General features: G+C 56.0%; 24 protein-coding genes and 1 tRNA gene. 11 read left to right on the forward strand and 14 right to left on the reverse strand.

From position 1 onward, the window contains the following. Positions 1 to 1,165 precede the first annotated feature (1,165 nt). From DSM25558_RS23235 to DSM25558_RS23255, 5 genes are all read right to left on the reverse strand, one after another. Positions 1,166 to 1,726 carry a hypothetical protein gene (locus DSM25558_RS23235; RefSeq protein WP_077107043.1) on the reverse strand — a complete coding sequence of 187 codons (561 nt, stop codon included), beginning with the start codon at positions 1,724 to 1,726 and terminating at the stop codon, positions 1,166 to 1,168. 75 nt (positions 1,727 to 1,801) lie between these two features. After that, the gene (locus tag DSM25558_RS23240) at positions 1,802 to 2,116 is read right to left on the reverse strand and encodes a hypothetical protein (protein WP_077107044.1); all 315 of its coding nucleotides are present in this window, start codon (positions 2,114 to 2,116) and stop codon (positions 1,802 to 1,804) included. Further along, positions 2,113 to 2,571: a hypothetical protein gene (locus DSM25558_RS23245; protein ID WP_077107045.1), complete on the reverse strand. Its 459-nt coding sequence runs from the start codon at positions 2,569 to 2,571 to the stop codon at positions 2,113 to 2,115. The genes DSM25558_RS23240 and DSM25558_RS23245 overlap by 4 nt, the downstream gene beginning before the upstream one ends. Further along, positions 2,568 to 3,050: a hypothetical protein gene (locus tag DSM25558_RS23250; protein ID WP_077107046.1), complete on the reverse strand. Its 483-nt coding sequence runs from the start codon at positions 3,048 to 3,050 to the stop codon at positions 2,568 to 2,570. The genes DSM25558_RS23245 and DSM25558_RS23250 overlap by 4 nt, the downstream gene beginning before the upstream one ends. A 178-nt stretch (positions 3,051 to 3,228) precedes the next feature. Further along, the gene (locus tag DSM25558_RS23255) at positions 3,229 to 3,435 is read right to left on the reverse strand and encodes a helix-turn-helix transcriptional regulator (protein WP_077107047.1); all 207 of its coding nucleotides are present in this window, start codon (positions 3,433 to 3,435) and stop codon (positions 3,229 to 3,231) included. A gap of 463 nt (positions 3,436 to 3,898) precedes the next feature. Here DSM25558_RS23255 and xerC point away from each other — a divergent pair, with 463 nt between their 5' ends. Continuing rightward, positions 3,899 to 4,906 carry a site-specific integrase gene (xerC, locus tag DSM25558_RS23260; RefSeq protein ID WP_077107048.1) on the forward strand — a complete coding sequence of 336 codons (1,008 nt, stop codon included), beginning with the start codon at positions 3,899 to 3,901 and terminating at the stop codon, positions 4,904 to 4,906. A gap of 107 nt (positions 4,907 to 5,013) precedes the next feature. Here xerC and DSM25558_RS23265 read toward each other — a convergent pair whose 3' ends face one another. The 4 genes from DSM25558_RS23265 to DSM25558_RS23280 all read right to left on the reverse strand — a co-directional run bounded on the left by DSM25558_RS23265 (position 5,014) and on the right by DSM25558_RS23280 (position 7,072). Continuing rightward, positions 5,014 to 5,322, reverse strand: coding sequence for a hypothetical protein (locus tag DSM25558_RS23265; protein ID WP_077107049.1), 309 nt, complete (start codon positions 5,320 to 5,322; stop codon positions 5,014 to 5,016). 168 nt (positions 5,323 to 5,490) lie between these two features. Continuing rightward, entirely contained in the window at positions 5,491 to 5,694 is a 204-nt protein-coding gene (locus DSM25558_RS23270; protein ID WP_077107050.1) for a helix-turn-helix transcriptional regulator, read from the reverse strand. Between the two features lie 849 nt (positions 5,695 to 6,543). Beyond that, positions 6,544 to 6,619, reverse strand: a tRNA-Thr gene (locus tag DSM25558_RS23275). A 99-nt stretch (positions 6,620 to 6,718) separates the two neighbouring features. Continuing rightward, positions 6,719 to 7,072, reverse strand: coding sequence for a nuclear transport factor 2 family protein (locus tag DSM25558_RS23280; RefSeq protein ID WP_077107051.1), 354 nt, complete (start codon positions 7,070 to 7,072; stop codon positions 6,719 to 6,721). 347 nt (positions 7,073 to 7,419) lie between these two features. Between DSM25558_RS23280 and DSM25558_RS23285 the strand changes: the two genes are divergently transcribed. After that, on the forward strand, positions 7,420 to 8,022 hold the full coding sequence (locus DSM25558_RS23285; protein ID WP_077107052.1) for a J domain-containing protein: 603 nt from the start codon (positions 7,420 to 7,422) through the stop codon (positions 8,020 to 8,022). 10 nt (positions 8,023 to 8,032) lie between these two features. Here DSM25558_RS23285 and DSM25558_RS23290 read toward each other — a convergent pair whose 3' ends face one another. From DSM25558_RS23290 to hemB, 4 genes are all read right to left on the reverse strand, one after another. After that, complete coding sequence (locus DSM25558_RS23290; protein ID WP_077107088.1) at positions 8,033 to 8,620, reverse strand: DUF922 domain-containing Zn-dependent protease; 588 nt, start codon at positions 8,618 to 8,620, stop codon at positions 8,033 to 8,035. Between the two features lie 39 nt (positions 8,621 to 8,659). After that, on the reverse strand, positions 8,660 to 9,442 hold the full coding sequence (locus tag DSM25558_RS23295; protein ID WP_077107053.1) for an arginyltransferase: 783 nt from the start codon (positions 9,440 to 9,442) through the stop codon (positions 8,660 to 8,662). 126 nt (positions 9,443 to 9,568) lie between these two features. Next, positions 9,569 to 10,027, reverse strand: a complete 459-nt coding sequence (locus DSM25558_RS23300; RefSeq protein WP_077107054.1) for an RDD family protein — start codon at positions 10,025 to 10,027, stop codon at positions 9,569 to 9,571. 65 nt (positions 10,028 to 10,092) lie between these two features. Further along, complete coding sequence (gene hemB, locus DSM25558_RS23305; RefSeq protein ID WP_077107055.1) at positions 10,093 to 11,106, reverse strand: porphobilinogen synthase; 1,014 nt, start codon at positions 11,104 to 11,106, stop codon at positions 10,093 to 10,095. 366 nt (positions 11,107 to 11,472) lie between these two features. Here hemB and DSM25558_RS23315 point away from each other — a divergent pair, with 366 nt between their 5' ends. The 7 genes from DSM25558_RS23315 to DSM25558_RS23345 all read left to right on the forward strand — a co-directional run bounded on the left by DSM25558_RS23315 (position 11,473) and on the right by DSM25558_RS23345 (position 18,213). Beyond that, positions 11,473 to 11,910 (forward strand): DUF6163 family protein, encoded by a 438-nt coding sequence (locus DSM25558_RS23315; RefSeq protein ID WP_077107090.1) that lies wholly within the window; start codon positions 11,473 to 11,475, stop codon positions 11,908 to 11,910. A 233-nt stretch (positions 11,911 to 12,143) separates the two neighbouring features. After that, positions 12,144 to 12,653 carry a transcriptional regulator LdtR gene (gene ldtR / locus DSM25558_RS23320; RefSeq protein ID WP_173645921.1) on the forward strand — a complete coding sequence of 170 codons (510 nt, stop codon included), beginning with the start codon at positions 12,144 to 12,146 and terminating at the stop codon, positions 12,651 to 12,653. Between the two features lie 312 nt (positions 12,654 to 12,965). Then, on the forward strand, positions 12,966 to 14,297 hold the full coding sequence (locus tag DSM25558_RS23325; protein WP_077107056.1) for a L,D-transpeptidase family protein: 1,332 nt from the start codon (positions 12,966 to 12,968) through the stop codon (positions 14,295 to 14,297). A 191-nt stretch (positions 14,298 to 14,488) separates the two neighbouring features. Next, complete coding sequence (glyA, locus tag DSM25558_RS23330) at positions 14,489 to 15,778, forward strand: serine hydroxymethyltransferase (RefSeq protein WP_077107057.1); 1,290 nt, start codon at positions 14,489 to 14,491, stop codon at positions 15,776 to 15,778. Positions 15,779 to 15,791: 13 nt separating this feature from the next. Beyond that, the gene (gene nrdR, locus DSM25558_RS23335) at positions 15,792 to 16,271 is read left to right on the forward strand and encodes a transcriptional regulator NrdR (RefSeq protein ID WP_077107058.1); all 480 of its coding nucleotides are present in this window, start codon (positions 15,792 to 15,794) and stop codon (positions 16,269 to 16,271) included. Positions 16,272 to 16,273: 2 nt separating this feature from the next. Further along, positions 16,274 to 17,596, forward strand: coding sequence for a bifunctional diaminohydroxyphosphoribosylaminopyrimidine deaminase/5-amino-6-(5-phosphoribosylamino)uracil reductase RibD (gene ribD / locus DSM25558_RS23340; RefSeq protein ID WP_077107059.1), 1,323 nt, complete (start codon positions 16,274 to 16,276; stop codon positions 17,594 to 17,596). Next, the gene (locus DSM25558_RS23345) at positions 17,596 to 18,213 is read left to right on the forward strand and encodes a riboflavin synthase (RefSeq protein WP_077107060.1); all 618 of its coding nucleotides are present in this window, start codon (positions 17,596 to 17,598) and stop codon (positions 18,211 to 18,213) included. The genes ribD and DSM25558_RS23345 overlap by 1 nt, the downstream gene beginning before the upstream one ends. On the opposite strand, the gene DSM25558_RS23350 is transcribed toward DSM25558_RS23345, so the two are convergent. Next, positions 18,179 to 18,712: a GNAT family N-acetyltransferase gene (locus tag DSM25558_RS23350; RefSeq protein ID WP_077107061.1), complete on the reverse strand. Its 534-nt coding sequence runs from the start codon at positions 18,710 to 18,712 to the stop codon at positions 18,179 to 18,181. The genes DSM25558_RS23345 and DSM25558_RS23350 overlap by 35 nt on opposite strands. Positions 18,713 to 18,898: 186 nt before the next feature. On the opposite strand from DSM25558_RS23350, the gene ribH reads away from it, so the two are divergent. Beyond that, entirely contained in the window at positions 18,899 to 19,345 is a 447-nt protein-coding gene (gene ribH, locus DSM25558_RS23355; protein WP_067645454.1) for a 6,7-dimethyl-8-ribityllumazine synthase, read from the forward strand. A 4-nt stretch (positions 19,346 to 19,349) separates the two neighbouring features. After that, positions 19,350 to 19,847, forward strand: coding sequence for a transcription antitermination factor NusB (gene nusB / locus DSM25558_RS23360; RefSeq protein WP_077107062.1), 498 nt, complete (start codon positions 19,350 to 19,352; stop codon positions 19,845 to 19,847). The last annotated feature ends 231 nt before the right edge of the window (positions 19,848 to 20,078 follow it).

Genomic DNA, 20,078 nt, shown 5'->3' on the forward strand with positions numbered 1-20,078 from the left:
GGGGAGGTCTCATATGTGGGGGTCCTTAGTCTCGGGAACCGGTGAAGGGGGCTTGTGCGCAGGTTTGCATATTCAGGCCTAGGGGCAAAAGCTCACTGCATGGGCAAATGCTCACTTCCATTATTATGGAATATAGTTCCATTATTTGGAACTCGATCATTGGGTTGCATCCCGTTCTTAATGCAACGCATGAAATCCTTAAGCGAAATAAATCTGGAAATCAATTTGACGCAAAATTAGCGGTCTGAAAATCGATGAAATGGGCCATGTCTTACATTAGCATCCTAGCAAATTGCCATATGTTGCCCGTGACGCGCGTTAGCCCCATGAAAGGAAGTGGAACCGCTCCAAATGGCCTAAATAACGCTCATGGGCTTGCCTGTCGATGGGACGCCCTATTCCGGCCCGGATGAAGCCCGTAAGTGCCAAGGATCGCGGGAAATGGCTTTGAATTGGTGAGCCGGTGCCGTGCCATCGTGTTGAAATCAGGCTCCACGGCCTCAACGGCCATGGCTGCGCGGCTGCGCCTTGCTAGCTGCCCGCATCCTTACTTGCCATGGGTCGGGATTTGTCGGGATTGGTTTCGCATTTCGATCATGGAAAGCCTTAGCCGGTTGGGATTGAGAGAGGGCGGGCAGCGACAAGCGCCAGCGCGTCAGCCATGGCCGCAAGGCCGTGGGCAGTCTCCACTCGGTAAACATCGATCCGATTTCCGATTTGCGATCCTGAAAAAAGCGACTTCCGAAAAATACTAGACCTTATTGTGAGGGGTAGGGCCAAAAACCGGCCTTCCTGCCACGTCAGGCGCGAAACAAGGGCAGAATGATAAACCATAGCCAAATTGCGCAAAACGCGCTGTGCGGGCCTCTGAGGTGCCTTTACGCCAATCCCTGTCTTGAGCGTCCGGGCCGATATGAGCCGGAATAAGCTCATTTCCAGAAACGGCCATACAAGCCCGGTAAAAGGCATTTGCAAAATTCGGCTAGGTCGGTTCGGGAAAGGTGCTGTTTTCAAGTCTTGCCCCTACAGGTGAGGCGCGCAGGCGGTATTTAAGACGATTATTAGGGCCTTCGTTCGTTTAGCGCCTATTCTCATCTTTCTATTTAGAGGTTGCCCGCCGCGATACTGGATCACGGCAGGCGGTTTTTAGTCGCTGGCCTGCGGATTACTTCGCGTGGGCCTTTGCAAGGGTTTGCATGTAAGCATTAATCGCGGCGTTGTCGTTGTCGGCAGCGGCTTTTGCAGCTTCAAAGCTCGGATAAACCTTATAGTCATCCGTTCCAAGCTTCGAAATTGAGAGCATTAAGCTTGGAATGTTTTCCCCGGCGAGCGTCTCACTTCGGTTATCAAGTGCGACTTTGTTACCGATAACATCGCCAATTTCGAAGACAATCGACATGTACTTGAACGGGATATCCGACGAGCTTTCAAACGGTGATCGCACTACAACGTGGCGCTTAGCCTGCGCGCCCGATTCCGCAAATGGCTCGACGGGGTTTGTGAAGGCATCCAAAGCTTTTTGACGTGCATGTGAAGCCGCGCTTTCCAACGCTTTGATTTCGCGCACAAGCGATTGAGATTTCGCACTAGCGGATTGCAAAGGTCTGGACTGCGAAGGCTTGGTCTTACCCTTTCGGCGTAAATCCCGAATGATTGACTCCTTTTTCATCTTCTGAAAACGGCTTTCCATGACGGCCAAGCGGAGTGGTGAAAGAAAATCCTGCATTTTTTTGTCTCCTTTTAATTCGCGCTGGCCGGGATTGGCTCTTGCGCTGGTAAATTGTAGTTGGTGGGTTGCCCGTTATGATTGCAAGGCTTGGACTTTGAATCCGTGCATCTTGGCGTATTCCCATGCCCCTTGCGGCGTTTCGCAAATCATGTGTTTGGGGGTGCCGCTTGCGTCGGTATAGCCATCCCAAACAGGCAGGTTTTCATGCGGGGCGTCGGGATCGTGAAAATCTGCGGTCGTGACGATCTGGCTAACCGGATCGATTGCGACGACTCTCACGAAACGGGCAGTCTTTCGCCCGAATTCGTTTTTCAGGACGGCTAGCGTCAACTCTGAATTACTGGATACTACCGCCTTCGTGTTGAACTGGATTTGATTATTGCTCATGCCGTTTGTTGCTCCTTGATCTGTTGCGCGTGGGCCAATTTATTGCCTTTGCGGTTTGGGGTTTGAGTCAGCTGCATTTCAGTGACCCGGCTTTCAATTTGCGGCCACTCCGCCATGTAACGGCGAGTGTGGTAATCCTTGTTTGTCAGTGTGTCTCCATGTGGTGACAAGGTGTTGCGCGCCACGGCGTAAAGGAACCTATGCCCCTTCATTCGGGAGCACTCCTTAACGGTTAGGTTGAACATTTTTTCATCCACAACCTTGCCCTGCCACATCATCAATTCTCGCCAAGCATTGATAAATTCCACATCGCTTTCGTCGCCCATGAATAAGCTGCATACCTCTTTAATCGCGGCGTACCGGCCCTTCTTGACTTTCGTGCATCTAGCGTTGTCAATTTCAATCGGCCCGCATTCCAAGCCGTATTGCGTCACTTTCCAAATGTCCCCGGTCAATATCTGCCCTCCAATTCCTTTGGCCCTAGATACATTCTAAGAACCGCTTTCGTTTCATCCGCGACGTGCCTGTGATTTCGGCGCTTGCGGCGTTTCGCAAATGCTTGGTGAGGATCGTCAGGCCCTAGCGGCGAGGTGATGGACTCAATCACGCTGTAAACGTATTTGTGAGCCTTCATGTTTGCCGACACCTTGAGAGTTGCGTGAAAAACATCCTCATCAACCCAACCTTGCGTTTCTGCGGTCCATCGCCGGAATGCCGAAATGAAGGCCATGTCTTCGTTATCGCCAAGCCATCGCCGGGTGTATTCCACAATTGTGTAATAGCGCCCGTTGTGCATCTGGGTTAGGTCGCAGGCCGGGATCGTCTCGCCATCGCGCTCAATACCGGACGGCGTCACTTTCCAAGGTTCTGCGGGCCTCAATTCTTGGCGCTTCCTGTCTTCGGTCCGGGGCCATACTTGTTGCCGCCTGTCCATGGTTCTGGCTTCCGGGCTAGCATCGCGACGATAGCTTTCGAGGCTGCAACGGTGTTTGCGAAGTTCATTTTCTCCTCCTTTGTCGGCGGGTAGACGTGTTTAAGGGCATAGCTTTCCGTTGCGCTTCCAAGTAGGTGCGCCGGTCATTGCTGATTTTGGAAATTGGTGCCGTGCTGGCTTAGTGAGCGGTGCCGGTTGCGGCTTGCTCTAGTCCTGCAATCCAGTCGGCCAAGGCGGCACGGCGGATGGCGAGGGTTGCGCCGATTTTCAGGACCGGCAGTTTGCCTTGTTCGGCAAGGGCGTAAATGCGGCGCGAGGAAAGGCCGGTTGCGGCTGCAATCTGTTTCGCGCCGACGATCATTTCAGTCTGTAGGGCCTGCGTCATTCGTGTTTCTCCTTTTCGTAATGGTTGCGCTCATGGGCGAATCCTTCGTTGTTCGGACGTGCGTTTGCCCTGCTAGGACAATGCCGCGATATGGGGATATCGATGTAGGGGGGTCGTGGTTGGCCTAGGCCTAGCAGGCGGAAGGTTTTGGGCTAGCCCGTTTTCCTTCCGTAAACACCCTTTACCTCCGCTTACTGTCCATAGTCAATCCTTCCATAGCGATTTTGTGCAAAATTATTCCGGTTTGGAGTCCAAAATGGAATTTCATACTTGCAACCCGTCGCCATCGCAGTGCAACTGGAAAGCCTTTCCGGGGTGTAAAGCCCATGTTTTCCAGAGAGGGCAGGCAGCTAGCAAGCCCTCCGGGCGCGCAGTGAGCGAAGCGAAATAGCAGTTGACGGGCAGGGCAATCATTAAATAGGCATGTACCGAATTGTATTTACGTCAAAGAGGGCAAGCACGAATGGCGAGCATTGGCAAACGGTCGTGGGAAACGGCTGGCGGCGAGAAACGCGAAGCTTGGCGGCTGTCATATACCGATAGCGCGGGCAAACGCCACAAGGAGCAATTCGCCACTAGGGCAGAGGCGGAGGCGCGCTTAAAGGCGGTCGACGATCTGGATTCATCTGGCCAGCTAGTGCCGGACGCGCAATCCAAAACCGTGGCGGACGCTATCAAGCTTTATAGTGACGCGCTGGACGCACGGGAAACAGAAGGCGCAGCTTCGCGCATGTATGTGAGCAACACGAAACGTCAGCTTGAAATGCACGTCATACCGGCCCTTGGCGATATCAAGCTAGCGGCGGCAACGGCTGGCGTGTTTCAAGCCCATGCGGACAAGCTTAAGGCGGACGGGCTGAGTGCTGAGCTAGTGCGCAAAGTCATATCCGGGGTGTCGCGCTGTATGGACTATGCAAGGCGCAATGACATGGTAGCGGCAAACACTGCCAAGGGAACGAAGATCGCAGCCAAGAGCCGGAATGACCACGGCAAGGTGACTCCGCCATCCAAGGCCGATTATGACGCCCTGATAGCTGCGGCGGACAGAATGCCCACGGTGCGTTCCAAGCAACCACAAGCCATTGCCTTGCGCGTCCGGTTCGCGGCTAAGACGGGTTTGCTGGCTTCTGAGCAATGGGCTCTACAATGGAGGCACGTTGATTTTGATGGCGCTAGAATCAGCGTTGTGCAGTCTGTGGACGCATTCGGTAAGATAGACGTTACGAGGACGGCGGCGGGAGCAAGAAACGTTCCCATGGACCGCTCTACGGTCGCTGATTTGAAGGCGTGGCGAGAGGAAACGCTTTACCCCGGCGACGATGATTTTGTTTTCCCGGATGCGCGGGGCGGCTTCACTCGACACACCAATTTCGACAAGCGTATATGGACCCCGTTAAAGAAGCTGGCGGGCGTCTCTATGGCTTGGCACGGCTTGCGGCAATTCGCGGCAACGGAGAAGATCGACGGCTAACACGGTCATGCCTGCCAGCGTGTTGCGTTCCATGCCCTAGATACGAAAAAAGCCCCTGCGCAGGCCATGGAGGCATAGGCAGGGGCTTTGATGTTGTCGGCGGGTGCCTAGTGTGGAAGCTTGATAACGCTTTCCGGTAGTGCACCATGGATCGTTCCGCCGCCTAGCGTGGAGCGAATTTCCCTGATTGCTACGTGATAGTTTGGCACGATCCGTCCGCGCTGGTCAAAGGTCGACAGGGGAGGGATTCCCGGCATCCAGTTCAATTGCAATTCGCCATCGGGACGGCGGAACGCCTCAAGCTTGTGGCCCGTGGAAAACAGAAATTCCATGCGTTCTTCGGACTGCTTAAACGGCTTTGAGTTTCCATGTGCATAAGCTCGTTCCGGGGTTGTGTGCGTGTTGATATCCTTCATTTTGATTGTACTCCTTTTCGTTGATTTCATTCAAATTCGATGCCGTTCCAAAGTGGGCAGGCAGTTACCGCGCTGTCAGGTCCGGGGTGAGGCGTACCACTACAGCCAGACCTAGGAGGCCCCCGGCTAGCGAACGAGCCACATGGATCATGAGCAGTTCAAGCAAGGTCATTCGGCTTTTCGTCCGGCAATTCGCGCCTCTATCCATGCCTCAACCTCTTCTCTGACATAAGCAACGCGCTTATCGCTGACCCGGACCGGATTAGGGAATCGGCCCTGCGTAGCCATGTTTGCGAGGTGCACGGTTGAAAGTGTCGTCATGGTCGCGGCTTCCTTCGGTGAGACAAGGCGCGGCTTATCAGTTTCTCCCATTAGGTTTCCTTTCGTTGTTTGATCGTCTGTCATCCAAATAGGGCAATCCGCCTTGAACGGTCAACAAATAAAATGCAAGTTTTGCAAAATACGCAAATTATAAAAACTCCAACGGTTAGAAATGGAGACTGCCAACCAAGGCGCTGGCTTAGATTCCACCTTGAAACGTGCAGGATATGGCCAATAAGCGAAAGGGAGGCAGATTGGTGAGCAAGGCAAATGCAATCCTGCTTGCCTGCGGGATCGACAAGGCGCGGATTTTCACGCCCTTACGAGCGAGCAAGTCAATCGCCTGTTAGATGAGGCCGGAAAGGTCAAGTACAGGCGTCCAGCCCGCTCTAACGGCTCGCGTGCGCGTTCTTATATTCATTCGTGGAAAGGCAGGCGGGCAAGTCCTGAGAGCCGGGAAAATACCTTGAGCGCCACGCATAACCATCATGAGCCCTTGGCATAACAGCCGGGGGCTTTTTCGTTCCGGGAATATCAACAGCGAGAGCGCGGGCAGCAGCAAGCGAAGCGCGCAGCCATCGGCGCAGCCGGTGGAACCTGATTGACTGTCATGGATCGTATTGACCGGCTAGCGCCGATCCTGCGCGGCTGCGCCTTGCTAGCTGCCCGACTGCCATAGGCAGAAACCGGGATGGCAAAGGCGTGACAGGGATGATTCGATTCCCAAGTCACGCCATGTTGCGCCATGTCGCCATGTTGCATCTGTGTTGCATGGAGCCGCCGTTAAGCCCCTGTAAAGCAGGGAAAAGCCCTGTAAACCAAGGGAAAGCGAAAATCAGCGATGCAACATGAAATATCGGGGGAGGCTAAGAAAATCACTAAGGATTTCAAAGAGTTAACTGGTGCCCCCGACAAGGTTCGAACTCGTGACCCCCTGATTACAAATCAGGTGCTCTACCAACTGAGCTACAAGGGCAATCCAGTGCGTGTGGAATTAGCAGATTCTTTTCCGGTGTAAAGTGGAAATTTCATCTGCGGCTCGAAAATTATGTGATTTTTGGGTGGGCGCTGTGATTTAGGCCCGGACGTAGTAGAGCTTGTGGATGATGGTCCAGTTGTTGTCGCGTTCGAGCAGGGTGAGATATTCGGAAAAACCCAGACCGGCGAAGCGGGTGGTGAGTTTGACGGAGGCGGTGTCGCCGGTTTTGTCTATTCCGAGGATTTCGAATTCCTGTTGCTGTTCCTGTAGGCCCTGATCGGCGGAGCGGATCTGGTGGATGAAATCCTCGAGCGATAGCCATTCGGTTGCGCCTTCGTAGTTACCCACGATAAATGCGCGCGGATCGAACACCTCCCGCAACAGGCTGGCATCGGCGTAGGTCATTCCCTGCACGTAATCTGAGACGGTTTGGGCAATCGTTTCGGACATTGAACTCCTCCCTCCAGAAGTGCCTTCTAAAGTACACGGCTTTTCATCAATACGCTATAACCCCTTGAAACCAGCGTATAACCCGGCCTTGAAGACCGTTTGGCAAACTGGGAATCGATCGTTCTCCACATATTTGTGATGCGCAGGTTGGCGCTCGCCATGTGCTGGACAAATTTGCGGGTGATGGCGAGTTGCGGTTGGAGATGGTGAGGCGTGATTGTCGTTTTGCGTTCAAAACCGCGACAGAGGGGTGCCTTGGGCGCGCAAAATTTCGTATGATCCCGTGGCGGCCACTGTTCTGATTTGCGGGCAGGGCTGTTTTCGAGAATGCGGGTACAGGTGTTTCGGTGATCGATCCTTATGTTTTGCTGGGTGTGGAGCGCAATGCGGATGAGGCGGCAATCAAGTCCGCCTATCGCAAGGTGGCCAAGAGCACCCACCCTGACAGCGGCGGTGATGCCGAGCAATTTGCAAAGTTGCAATTGGCCTATGACCTCCTGAAAGACCCCGTGCGTCGCCGTGTGTTTGACGACACAGGCTATGACCCGCAACTGGCTGATGCCAAGGACCTCAAGGGTTTGCTGATGCTGGAAACGCTGGTCAACGAATTCATTCTGGATGAGCGGGAGCCTGGCAGCTTCGATCCCGTGGCTGCCATGCGCCGCAAGCTGACCGATGATATTCTGAAAAGCCGCTTTCATATTCTGGAACTGGAGCGCCACCGCGCCCGGGTGCGCAAGCACATGGATCGCCTTGGCCGCAAGCCTGAGACGGATGTGCTGGGTTCCATGCTGCGCTCCCGCAGCCAGTCCATTGCCGATGCCATTCGCAATGCCGAGACGCAGATCGAAGTGATCGAGCAGGCCTATACGATGCTTGAGGGGTATTCCTACGAACTGGAGATCGCCATTCTGGCGGAGCCTGTGCTGAAAGGTGAGGCGGCCGAATAATCGGTGCGCCTCAAGGGCCGTTCACCAGCGCCAGAATGAGTTGATGAACTGCGCCGCCATTCGATAATTCGTCCCGGTCGAAATCGCGGCCACGCTGGCGCTGTTCGTTGGAAAGCTCGCCTAAACGCTGCTGCAGAACGGTGCGGACTTTCTGGCACTTCGGATCATCCTCTGCACGCAGGCCGACGCTGTAAGCCTCGATCTTTTTCACCATATCGAGAATATGCTGGCCATGCACACGCTCGTGCTTTTCCACGCCCGAGATGAAGCTTTGCCAGCTGGCGGCGACATCTGGCGGCAGCTTTGCCGGTGCTTTCGGCCACGTATAGATGATGGTGAGGTTCGGGCGTGCTGTTGCCAGCACGCATGCGCCATCCGGCTGCGGGCGATAATCGCGCCGCCAGGTCAGCTTGAACGTGGTGTGGGCCACGGCTTGGACGCCTGCCTGCGGGCCGCGCTCGCCGATGGACTGGTAAAGTCCAAAGCCGGTATTGCCACTGATCGCGTAGGTCTTGATCTGCTCGCTGGGTGTCCAGCCACCGGTCTGCGCATTCGCGGTCTGTGCCAAAAGAGCAAGGAGAGTGCCTGTGACGAGGATGGTTGTGAGAAATCTAGGCACGCGTTTTCCTGCTTGTCTTCATGTCATGTCAGCTTGCACCGGCTCCGGTGGTTCTGGCTGGTAGAGTTCCCAACCACGTGGGGTCAGGTGCTCTTGCGGATGGTATCTGACCTTATAGCCCATCTTGTCCGAACCGTTGACCCAATAGCCGAGATAGACATGCGGCAGGCCAAGCGTGCGGGTGCGGGCAACGTGGTCGAGAATGAGGAACGTGCCAAGCGACCGTTTTTCATAGTCCGGGTTGAAGAACGAGTAGACCATGGACAGCCCGTCGCTCATCGTATCCGTTAGCGCGACGGCGATGAGTTCGCCACGTTTGCTGTCGTCTATGCCGGCACCGGGTTCGCGCTTGCGATATTCGATGATGCGGGTGCTGACGTGGGTATCCTCCACCATCACGGCATAATCCAGCGCCGACATATCCGACATGCCGCCCGACTGGTGGCGCCGGTCCAGATACCGGCGGAAGAGGGAGAACTGCTCGGTTGACGGTTCGGATTGATGGACGGTTGCCACGAGATCGCTGTTGATGCTCATGACGCGGCGCATGGATTTCGTTGGCGTAAAACGGTCTGCCAGAATGCGGACGGACACGCAGGCGCGGCACGTCTCGCAGGCTGGACGATAAGCAATGTTTTGCGAACGACGAAAGCCACCCTGGGTGAGAAGATCGTTCATTTCCGTCGCGCGCGGACCGACAAGATGCGTGAAAACCTTCCGCTCCAGCTGACCGGGCAGATAAGGACAGGTGGCCGGTGCTGTCAGGTAAAATTGCGGAGAAGGCGTCGCCTGCGTGTTCATCGAACCCTGATCGCTCCCTTCGCCAGTCAAGCCTTTCTACCAGAATGGCAAAAAGACATGAAACGTCAACTGGCTGATGTGGGACGCACGTCGAATTGAAGCCGCCAGAGGCGGCTTTTAAGAATTTTAGGTTGTTCTAACGATAACGGTTCCCAAAAGGAAGTCGTGCAGCAGTCGCGAGCGTTCTGTGAAGAGGCCAGCCAGCAGAATAAACGGCGTCAGAATGGAGTTGATGATCCAGAATAGCGCGATGTGCACGGTGGACAGCAGAAAATCGATACGCTGCCCATTTGTCCGCGCCATGGCAATGCCTGCGGCGCGCATGCCCGGCGTCGCCTGTGCGGAACTGCCCAGCGTCATGCCGAAATAGAGGATCGCCACGATGAAGAACATCGCCGGGAACAGCACGAAGCCAAGACCCAGCGTGAGGACGCCGAGAAAGAAGATGATGACCGCCGCTGGAATGCACAGCAGCAGGACGATCATGTAGTCGATGATGAAAGCAAAGACGCGACGGCTCAGCACGCCGCTATAGGCGCGCCAGTCTTCGGTCGGGACATATGTCGTGTTCGGGTCGAGGCTCATCGACGGTTTCTCCTGTTCGCAAAATCATATGGTGTCGAAACCGTGCAATGCAATGATCTGCCTGTTCAACCCTTGGCGAGTTTTTTTGCGGCCTCGATCGCGAAGTAGGTCAAAATGCCGTCGCAACCGGCGCGCTTGAAGCAGAGCAGCGTTTCCATCATTACCCGTTCGCCATCGATCCAGCCGTTGAGGGCGGCGGCCTTGATCTGCGTGTATTCACCGGACACCTGATAGGCGAAGGTCGGCAGACCGAAGGCCTCCTTCAAGCGCCAACAGATATCGAGATAGGGCAGGCCAGGCTTGACCATCAGCATATCTGCGCCTTCTTCCACATCGAGGGCAGCATCGCGCACCGCTTCCATGCCATTGGCGGGGCTGATGTAGTAGCTGTTCTTGTCGCCCTTCAGCAGACCGCTGGTGCAGATCGCATCGCGATACGGGCCGTAATAGCCGGAGGCGAACTTCGTCGCATAGGACATGATGCCGACATTCTGGTGGCCGCTCGCGTCCAGACCACGACGGATGGCACCGATACGCCCATCCATCATCTCGGATGGTGAAATGATATCGGAGCCAGCATCCGCCTGCATGATGGCAGCTCTTACGACCTGATCCACCGTCTCGTCATTGATGATTTCATCGCCGCGCAAGATACCGTCATGACCGTGGCTGGTGAAGGGGTCTAGAGCGACATCTGTAATGATGCCGATGTTCGGCACCGCTTTCTTGAAGGCCGCTGTCGCCTGATTGATGAGGTTGTTGGCCTCCAGAACCTGAGAGCCGGTCTCGTCACGCATACCAAGTTCGATGTTGGGAAAGGTGGTGATGGCGGGAATGCCGAGATCGGCTGCTTCCTTCACGGCTTCGACCGCCTTGTCCACACTCATGCGGTTGACGCCGGGCATGGACGGGATCGGCTCCAGAATATTCGTTCCCGGCACGATGAACACCGGCCAAATGAAATCATCCACCGTCAGCAGGTTTTCGCGCACCAGCCGGCGCGTCCAGTCCGCCTTGCGGTTTCTGCGCATGCGGCGGTGGCCGGTAATGTGATCCACGAGATGTGTCTTGTCGTTCATTATCAGTCCTTCCGTAGCGGGTAATGTCCACGCGTATGACGCGCGGCACGGCCGTTTTTAGATGCCGACGCATTCTCTTCCTCATTCCTGTGCTTGTCACAGGAATCCAGCCAGTCCAAGTCCTTGGGCTGAGAAGACTCGCTCCGCCGCGCAGACGCGCGACGACTGGATTCCTGTGACAAGCACAGGAATGAGGGCAAGGGGAAATGTCGACGTCTAAAAACGGCCCTTGTCGTGTATTGTGCTGCCCATAACACAATGTATCGCACATGCGAATGCGGCAGATCGTTGCGGGTTTTTGACAGTGCTTCTGCCGCAGAGCAATATCCGCTGGTCGCTTCCGCAACAGGTCAGTATCTTGCCGCCATGGAACCTGATTCTCTGCCACATCCGAAAATGCCGCTCAGCGAAATTCTCTACCTCATTTTTCTGAGGTTGGTGGCGCTGTCGTGCTTCTGGTTCAGTCTGCAATATTGGGCGATGCTGACGGGCTATTCGCTGAACGGGCAGGCGCGCTTCGATATGCTCAATATGCAATGGCGCGTGGCGGGCACCAGTCTCGCCGTTGTTTTTCCTGTCGCAGCGCTGGGGTTGTGGCTTGGCGTATCCTGGGGCGCGGTGATGTGGGTCATCGGTGCGGGTACCCAGATTGCCATGTACCGGGTGTGGCCGGATATTTTCGGACACAACACCGTCGTGCCCGTTATGCACGGCATCGTATCAACTGTTTATATACTATTCCAGGTCGCTTTTTGGCTGGATGCCCGCCAAAATGACGAGCGCTCAAGAATTGATTTACCATAAAATTAAAGCTATTCAGGCCCGATTTTTCTCATTTTTTTGACGTAAGTCATTGAAATATATAGGGGTGATTTGGCCGATTTTGGATTTGATACAAGCTTCATCAAAAGCCGAACATGCAAGTAACGTTTCATTAATCGTGCATTTTAAGTAGAATTTTATGCGCATTGCTTAGATTTGGTCTCAAGGCGGGAAACAAACAAACACCGCCAAACAAAAACAGTGAGGCAGTCATGATCAATAGCAAAGCAAAGCCACAGGCCATCGTTTCCGACGCTCAGGACGAAACCATCCGCTCTCTCTACATGGAATCGCTTCACCTGGTTGAGCGTCTCCACCGCCGCCTTCTCGATGTCATCAAGGACGAGTTCGACCGTCAGGGTCGCGATGATGTCAACGCAGTTCAGGCGCTCCTGCTTTTCAACATCGGCACTTCCGAACTGACTGCTGGCGAACTCCGCTCGCGTGGTTACTACCTCGGCTCCAACGTTTCCTACAACGTCAAGAAGCTGGTAGACCTCGGCTTCATCAACCACCAGCGCTCCCGCATCGACCGCCGCTCGGTTCGCATCAGCTTGACCGAAAAAGGCCAGGACATCGCAGAAACCGTTGCAGGCCTCTATGAGCGCCACATCGGCTCCATCGAAAAAGTCGGCGGCATCGGCACCGGCGAGTTCGCCGAAATGAACAAGATGCTCCAGCGCCTGGACCGTTTCTGGAACGACAGCATCGCTTACCGCCTGTAATCGCTGGCTAAATCATTCTTCGAGCAAAGCCGGATGCGGGGCGCATCCGGCTTGTTGCATTTTTGTGCGGCGTTTCCTTAAAATCACACGCTGACACAGCTTCGTGAGGCACCGTCAGGTGACACGAATTGGCCATATTGGTATGGGACCGCCACAAGCGAAGGAGCCGGCGGTTTCTCCTGTGTTCGCGTCATGCGTCATCCTAAAGTTCGCATCGAGTCAATCCTGCCGGCAGGCGCGTTTATACGTGTTTGTTAACGATGTTGTTTTAGGCATTGTTTAAGATGCCTGATAAATTGGCTGGTAGGTAAAATGACAAAGAAAATCGTCCCCGAAGTTGTTTCACGGCGCGCCATGTTGCGCTCTGCCGTTTCCCTCGGCGCTGTGGCTCTCGCCGCGCCCGCCTTGGCGCAGGATGCGTTCAACGATCTGATCGGATCGTCGCGCCGTGGTAACTGGGACGATCAGTTCGATGCGAACTCGTCGCGAGCCGCGGCTGGTGTTGCTTCCAACACGCCGGTTCTCAGCCCGGAATCACCTGCCTTCGTTCAGCAGGCGGTGATGCAGTATCAGCAGATCGTTTCGAACGGCGGTTGGCCTGCCGTTCCTGGAAGCCAGCAGAAGCTTCAGATCGGCGTCAGTGACCCGTCCGTTCAGGCCTTGCGTCAGCGTCTGATGATCTCCGGCGATCTGCCACGCGAAGCCGGTATTTCCAGCGCATTCGATTCCTATGTCGATGGTGCATTGAAGCGTTTTCAGGCGCGTCACGGCCTTCCGGCTGACGGCGTCATCGGCGAATATACGTTGAAGGCACTGAATGTTTCGGCGCAGATCCGCTTGGGGCAGCTTCAGACGAACCTCGTTCGCGTCAACACGATGTCTGGCGACCTCGGTCCACGTCACGTCATGGTCAATATTCCAGCTGCCTCCATCGAAGCGGTCGAGAACAACCGCGTCGTGCTGCGCAACACGGCCGTTGTGGGCCGCGACAGCCGCCCGACCCACATCATCAACTCCAAGATTTACGAGATCATTCTCAACCCTTACTGGACTGCGCCGCGCTCGATCATCGAAAAGGATATCGTTCCTTTGATGCAGAAGGACCCGACCTATCTGGAGCGCAACAACATCCGTCTTCTGGATGGCAAGGGCCAGGAAGTGTCTCCGACAACCATCGACTGGAATGCGGCGAAGGCTCCGAACCTGATGTTCCGTCAGGACCCAGGCAAGAACAACGCCATGTCCTCGACAAAAATCAACTTCCACAACCCGAACAACGAATACATGCACGATACGCCGCAGCAGGGCCTGTTCAACAAGCTGATGCGTTTCGAATCGTCCGGCTGTGTTCGCGTGCAGAACGTTCGCGATCTGACATCATGGATGCTGCGTGACACGCCCGGCTGGTCACGACAGGAAATCGAGCGCGTCATCGCCAGCCGCGTCAACACGCCGATCAAGCTTGCGCAGGAAATTCCGGTATATTTCGTCTACATCACAGCATGGTCGACACGCGATGGCGTCGTACAGTTCCGCGACGACATCTACAGCAAGGACGGCAACGCCGAACTGGCGCTCAACACCACCAATACCCAGGAACAGCCGTCGGGTTCTATCGACGACGACCTCTTGCCACGTAACTGATCCATCGCTCTAGATGTTATAAAAGCCGCGTTTCTTGAAGCGCGGCTTTTGTTTTTGGTGGAATGGCAAAGCAAAAAATAGAATTTTTCCGCCTAAGTCGCAGTTTGACGAGCAAATCTCGCAGGCTATCTTGCTCTTGAAAGGGCAGGGCGTTAAGACGCCATCGCATTACTGTTTAAGGAGCTTTCATCATGACGAATACAGATGCCTTCTTCTCCAGTCCGCTCGCCGACGTCGATCCAGATATCTTTGGCGCGATCGAGAAGGAGCTCGGTCGTCAACGCCACGAGATCGAACTGATCGCCTCGGAAAACATCGTTTCCCGCGCCGTGCTTGAAGCGCAGGGTTCGATCATGACCAACAAATATGCCGAGGGATATCCGGGCAAGCGCTATTACGGCGGATGCCAGTTTGTGGATATTGCCGAAGAGCTGGCCATCGAGCGCGCCAAGAAGCTGTTCGGCGTCAACTTCGCCAACGTTCAGCCGAATTCCGGTAGCCAAATGAATCAGGCCGTGTTCCTGGCGCTGTTGCAGCCGGGCGATACCTTCATGGGTCTCGACCTGAATTCGGGCGGTCACCTGACGCATGGTTCGCCGGTCAACATGTCCGGTAAATGGTTCAACGTCGTGTCCTATGGCGTTCGTGAAGGCGATAACCTGCTGGATATGGACGAAGTCGAGCGCAAGGCCAAGGAAACCAAGCCGAAGCTCATCATCGCCGGTGGCACCGCCTATTCCCGCATCTGGGACTGGAAGCGTTTCCGCGAAATCGCAGATTCGGTCGGCGCGTACCTGATGGTTGATATGGCCCACATCGCTGGCCTCGTGGCCGGTGGTCAGCACCCATCGCCGTTCCCGCATTGCCATGTTGCAACGACAACGACCCACAAGTCGCTGCGCGGCCCACGCGGCGGCGTCATTCTGACGAACGACGAAGATCTGGCGAAGAAGTTCAATTCGGCTGTTTTCCCTGGCTTGCAGGGTGGCCCACTGATGCACATCATCGCTGCCAAGGCGGTTGCCTTTGGTGAAGCATTGAAGCCTGAGTTCAAGGATTACGCGGCACAGATCGTGAAGAACGCCAAGGCATTGGCGGAAACGTTGATCGAAGGCGGTCTGGATGTCGTTTCCGGCGGTACCGACAACCACCTGATGCTGGTCGATCTTCGCAAGAAGAACGCCACCGGCAAGCGGGCGGAAGCAGCGCTCGGTCGCGCCTACATTACCTGCAACAAGAACGGCATTCCGTTCGACCCTGAAAAGCCGTTCGTCACCTCCGGCGTGCGCCTCGGCACACCTGCCGGTACGACACGCGGCTTCAAGGAAGCGGAATTCCGCGAAATTGGCAAGCTCATCGTCGAGACGCTGGATGGCCTCAAAGCCGCCAATTCGGATGAAGGCAATGCCAGCGTCGAAGCAGGTGTTCGTGAAAAGGTCGTCACTTTGACGGACCGTTTCCCGATGTACCCGTACCTCTAAGGAAGGATCGCAGATGCGCTGCCCTTTTTGCGGCTCGGAAGATACGCAGGTCAAGGACTCGCGTCCGGCGGAGGATAACACGTCCATCCGCCGGCGGCGCATCTGCCCGGATTGCGGCGGTCGCTTCACGACTTATGAACGCGTGCAGTTGCGCGAGTTGATGGTCATCAAGAAGAGCGGCCGCAAGCTGCCCTTCGATCGCGAAAAGCTGGTGCGGTCCTTCGAGATCGCACTGCGAAAGCGCCCTGTGGACCGAGATCGCATCGAGCGTGCGGTCTCCGGCATCGCACGTCGTCTGGAAAGCTCGGGCGAGACGGAAATTCCATCCGAAGAAATCGGCTTGCAGGTGCTGGAAGCGCTGAAAAGTCTCGATGACGTGGCCTTCGTGCGTTATGCTTCAGTCTATCGCGATTTCAGCCATGCGGAAGATTTCGAAAACGTCATTGCCGAGATCAACGCCAAGATCGCCCGCGATACGGACGCCGGGAAGTAATCATGACGACCCGCGCCGATGATGAACGATTCATGGCACGGGCAATCGAGGTTTCCCGCCGCCATACAGGCCTCACCGATACCAACCCCTCCGTCGGTTGCGTTCTCGTCAAGGATGGCGAGATCCTCGCCGAAGCCGTGACCGCGATTGGCGGGCGCCCGCATGCGGAGCGTCAGGCGCTGGAATTGGCGGGTGCGGCGGCGAGGGGTGCGACTGCCTATGTAACCCTCGAGCCATGCTCCCATTTCGGCATAACACCGCCCTGCGCCAACGCGCTGGTGGATTTTGGCGTGGCGCGTGTTGTGGTCGCCGTCGATGACCCGGATGAACGGGTTTCCGGGCGCGGTTATCAGATTTTACGGGATGCCGGGATTGCGGTCGAGACCGGTTTGCTGAGAGCCAAGGGCGAGCGTGTGCTGGCCGGATATCTCACACGAAAGGTGAAGAACCGGCCGCATGTGATTTTGAAGCTTGCTGTTTCCTCGGATGGCATGATTGGTCGGGTTGGGGAAGGGCAGGTGGCGATTACCGGCCCGGAGTCCCGCCATGCCGTGCATGAGTTGCGCGCAAGCTGTGATGCTATTCTTGTTGGGATTGGGACGGCGGTTGCTGACGATCCGGAATTGACGGTGCGCATTCCGGGGCTGGAGTATCGCTCGCCGGTTCGGATTGTGCTGGATCGGCGGTTGGAGTTGCCGGTGGAGTCGAAGCTGGTGCGGACGGCTGGGGATGTGGGTGTGGTGGTGGCGCAGTTGGCGTCGAGTGCGGAGCTACCCCCCTCTGCCCTGCCGGGCATCTCCCCCTCAAGGGGGGAGATCGACTCGTGGTTGGCCGGTCGCTCCAATCTGGAACCTTCTTCTGAGGCATCGATCACGGATGCGTCTTTGGCGTTTGACGCCAACGGCGAGATGTCCGGCAAGGTAAGCGCCCAGCCGATCTCCCCCCTTGAGGGGGAGATGCCCGGCAGGGCAGAGGGGGGTAGCCCCACCCACAAGCATTCCGAACTCGAAGCCACCCAAAAACGCCAACAACTCGAAACGGCTGGCGTCGAAGTCCTCACCACCCCAACCCTCCAGTCCCTCCTCACCATTCTCGCCAACCGCGGAATGTCGGAACTTCTGGTCGAAGGTGGCGCTCACGTCGCAAAATCCTTCCTTGAAGCTGGCCTCGTTGATCGTATTCTGCTGTTCGAAAGCCCCATTATCATCGGTGCAGGTGGGCTTGAAAGCCCGCTTACACGTGACGATATCCCACAGGAATTTACAATTGTCGGCGAGACCGCTTATGGGCCGGATCGCTGTTTTGAATTTGAAAGGCCGCTTTGATGTTTACCGGAATTGTCACCGACGTTGGAACCGTGTCCGAGCTGGAGACTCTGCCGGAAGGCGTGCGACTGCGTGTGGCGACCGCTTATGATCCGAAGACCATCGATATCGGCGCATCGATTTCCCACGGCGGCGTGTGCCTGACGGTGACGAAGCTTCCCGAACAGGGCAGCAACGAGCGCTGGTTCGAAGTCGAGGCCTGGGAAGAGGCGCTTCGCCTGACCACCATTGCCAGCTGGACCAAGGATACCCGCGTCAATCTGGAGCGCGCGCTGAAAATCGGCGACGAACTCGGCGGCCATATCGTGTCCGGCCACGTGGATGACAAGGCCGAAATTCTGTCGGTGGAATCTGAAGGCGAGGCCGTGCGCATCCGCCTTCGTGCGCCGGAGCATCTTGCGAAGTTCGTGGCACCAAAGGGATCCATCGCGCTGGACGGTACCTCGCTAACCGTCAATGCCGTCAATGGCACGGATTTCGACGTCCTGCTCATCCGCCACACACTCTCCGTCACCACATGGGGTGACCGTCAGCCGGGCGATTTCGTGAATTTCGAAGTCGATACCATGGCGCGCTATGCCGCTAGGCTGGCGGAGTTTCCGTCCGGGAAAGAATGACGATGTCGCCGTTGTAGTCCGTGCGAGCGAGTTCGACAAAGCCGAGTTTGGCGGCCAGCTTCAGCGAAGGACCGTTTTCCGGGTGGATGATGGAAGTCATACGCATGTCTGGAAAGTTGACCTTCGCCCATTGGATCAACGCGCTGACGGCCTCAAATGCGTAGCCCTTGCCATGGACATCCGGAAAGAACACCCATCCGGTTTCCAATGTTCCTTCCACGGAGGGGGTGATCTCACGACGTGCCTCGTGAAAGCCTGCTTCACCAATAAACCGGCCACTCTCCTTGTCTTCAACTGCCATGAAACCAAATCCGAGATGATGCCAGTGTCCGGCGGAGCGCAGCAATTTGCTCCAGCTTTGCTCGCGGGTCTGAGGTATCCCGCCTATGTAGCGCACGACGCCCGGGTCCGCCCATAGCGTTGCGTAATCGGCGAAATCATTGACGTGATGTGATCTGAGGAGAAGACGAGGGGTTTCGATGACGGGGATGCTGTGCAAGCTATGCTCCTGCGGTTATCGCGCAAAAATAAACATATTTTTCTTGCGATCAAACTGCGAAATTTTGCGATAGTGTTCGGGACATCGGACCTGCCATGCGTGAAAAATGCTTGCTAAAGCACGCAAGCCATGGTTTGACCGCGCCAAAAGCCGGGATGATCCGGCGCAGATTTTCAGGAAATCCCCATGTCCAAACCTCACCTTCTCATCGTGGAAGCACGATTTTATGACGATATGGCTGATGCTCTTCTCGATGGCGCAAAGTTTGCGCTTGATGAAGCTGGCGCGACCTATGACATCATCACCGTTCCCGGCGCGCTGGAAATTCCGCCTGCCATCGCCATGGCACTGGATGGTGCGGATGATGAAGGCACGGAATATGATGGCTTCGTCGCGCTTGGCATGGTTATCCGTGGCGAGACCTACCATTTCGATATCGTTTCCAACGAATCCTCGCGCGCGCTGATGGATCTTGCCGTCAGTGAATCGCTGGCCATCGGCAATGGCATCATGACCGTCGAGAACGAAGATCAGGCCTGGGCGCGTGTTCGCCGTTCCGATAAGGACAAGGGTGGTTTTGCGGCCCGTGCGGCACTGACCATGATCGAACTGAAAAAGAAACTGGGTGGCTGAGAGCATGAGCAATACTGAGAACGGCTCCGAGCCTCGCCCACCGTCTACAAAGCCGGTCAACCAGCGCGGCGCTGCACGCCTTGCTGCGGTTCAGGCGCTTTACCAGATGGATGTCGGCGGCACCGGTGTGATGGAAGTCGTCGCCGAATATGAGGCGCATCGCCTTGGCCAGGAAGTGGATGGCGAGACCTATCTGAAGGCTGATCCGTCCTGGTTCCGCTCCATCGTTTCTGGCGTCGTGCGTGACCAGACCAAGATCGACCCGCTGGTGCGCTCGGCCCTTCAGGAGGACTGGCCGCTGTCGCGTCTGGATACCACCGTTCGGGCAATCCTGCGTGCCGGTACCTTCGAAATCCTGGAACGCAAAGACGTTCCGGTCGCCGTTATCGTGACGGAATATGTCGAAATCGCCCGTGCGTTTTTCGAACATGACGAGCCGAAGCTCGTCAATGCAGTGTTGGACCGCATTGCCAAGCAGGTGCGCGGCGAGGCGAAGCGCTAACAAACATTCGAGGAAGACATAAGCGCCGTTTCTGTTCCGGGACTGAAGACCAACGGACCGAAGCCTAGCGCAATGTCTTCCTGCTTGCCGTAGCGCAGGCCATTATGGGCTCCGCCGCACTTGATCGGCGCGCTGGCCGATCATTGGCTTCTCGGTGCGGATAAATCGCTGGCTACGGCACCGTCTGCCGACTTCTCACCAAACTATGTCCTTGATTCTTGCATGCGGCGT

It is taken from the genome of Agrobacterium sp. DSM 25558 (genome assembly GCF_900100825.1).
GTDB lineage: Bacteria > Pseudomonadota > Alphaproteobacteria > Rhizobiales > Rhizobiaceae > Agrobacterium.

Excerpts from the sequence above, each read along its gene's own strand:
- DSM25558_RS23235 (WP_077107043.1), bottom strand. The coding sequence starts at position 1,726 with ATGCAGGATTTTCTTTCACCACTCCGCTTGGCCGTCATGGAAAGCCGT.
- DSM25558_RS23240 (WP_077107044.1), bottom strand. The coding sequence starts at position 2,116 with ATGAGCAATAATCAAATCCAGTTCAACACGAAGGCGGTAGTATCCAGT.
- DSM25558_RS23250 (WP_077107046.1), bottom strand. The coding sequence starts at position 3,050 with ATGGACAGGCGGCAACAAGTATGGCCCCGGACCGAAGACAGGAAGCGC.
- DSM25558_RS23255 (WP_077107047.1), bottom strand. The coding sequence starts at position 3,435 with ATGACGCAGGCCCTACAGACTGAAATGATCGTCGGCGCGAAACAGATT.
- xerC (WP_077107048.1), top strand. The coding sequence starts at position 3,899 with ATGGCGAGCATTGGCAAACGGTCGTGGGAAACGGCTGGCGGCGAGAAA.
- DSM25558_RS23265 (WP_077107049.1), bottom strand. The coding sequence starts at position 5,322 with ATGAAGGATATCAACACGCACACAACCCCGGAACGAGCTTATGCACAT.
- DSM25558_RS23270 (WP_077107050.1), bottom strand. The coding sequence starts at position 5,694 with ATGGGAGAAACTGATAAGCCGCGCCTTGTCTCACCGAAGGAAGCCGCG.
- DSM25558_RS23280 (WP_077107051.1), bottom strand. The coding sequence starts at position 7,072 with ATGTCCGAAACGATTGCCCAAACCGTCTCAGATTACGTGCAGGGAATG.
- DSM25558_RS23295 (WP_077107053.1), bottom strand. The coding sequence starts at position 9,442 with ATGAACACGCAGGCGACGCCTTCTCCGCAATTTTACCTGACAGCACCG.
- DSM25558_RS23300 (WP_077107054.1), bottom strand. The coding sequence starts at position 10,027 with ATGAGCCTCGACCCGAACACGACATATGTCCCGACCGAAGACTGGCGC.
- hemB (WP_077107055.1), bottom strand. The coding sequence starts at position 11,106 with ATGAACGACAAGACACATCTCGTGGATCACATTACCGGCCACCGCCGC.
- DSM25558_RS23315 (WP_077107090.1), top strand. The coding sequence starts at position 11,473 with ATGGAACCTGATTCTCTGCCACATCCGAAAATGCCGCTCAGCGAAATT.
- DSM25558_RS23325 (WP_077107056.1), top strand. The coding sequence starts at position 12,966 with ATGACAAAGAAAATCGTCCCCGAAGTTGTTTCACGGCGCGCCATGTTG.
- glyA (WP_077107057.1), top strand. The coding sequence starts at position 14,489 with ATGACGAATACAGATGCCTTCTTCTCCAGTCCGCTCGCCGACGTCGAT.
- nrdR (WP_077107058.1), top strand. The coding sequence starts at position 15,792 with ATGCGCTGCCCTTTTTGCGGCTCGGAAGATACGCAGGTCAAGGACTCG.
- ribD (WP_077107059.1), top strand. The coding sequence starts at position 16,274 with ATGACGACCCGCGCCGATGATGAACGATTCATGGCACGGGCAATCGAG.
- DSM25558_RS23345 (WP_077107060.1), top strand. The coding sequence starts at position 17,596 with ATGTTTACCGGAATTGTCACCGACGTTGGAACCGTGTCCGAGCTGGAG.
- ribH (WP_067645454.1), top strand. The coding sequence starts at position 18,899 with ATGTCCAAACCTCACCTTCTCATCGTGGAAGCACGATTTTATGACGAT.
- nusB (WP_077107062.1), top strand. The coding sequence starts at position 19,350 with ATGAGCAATACTGAGAACGGCTCCGAGCCTCGCCCACCGTCTACAAAG.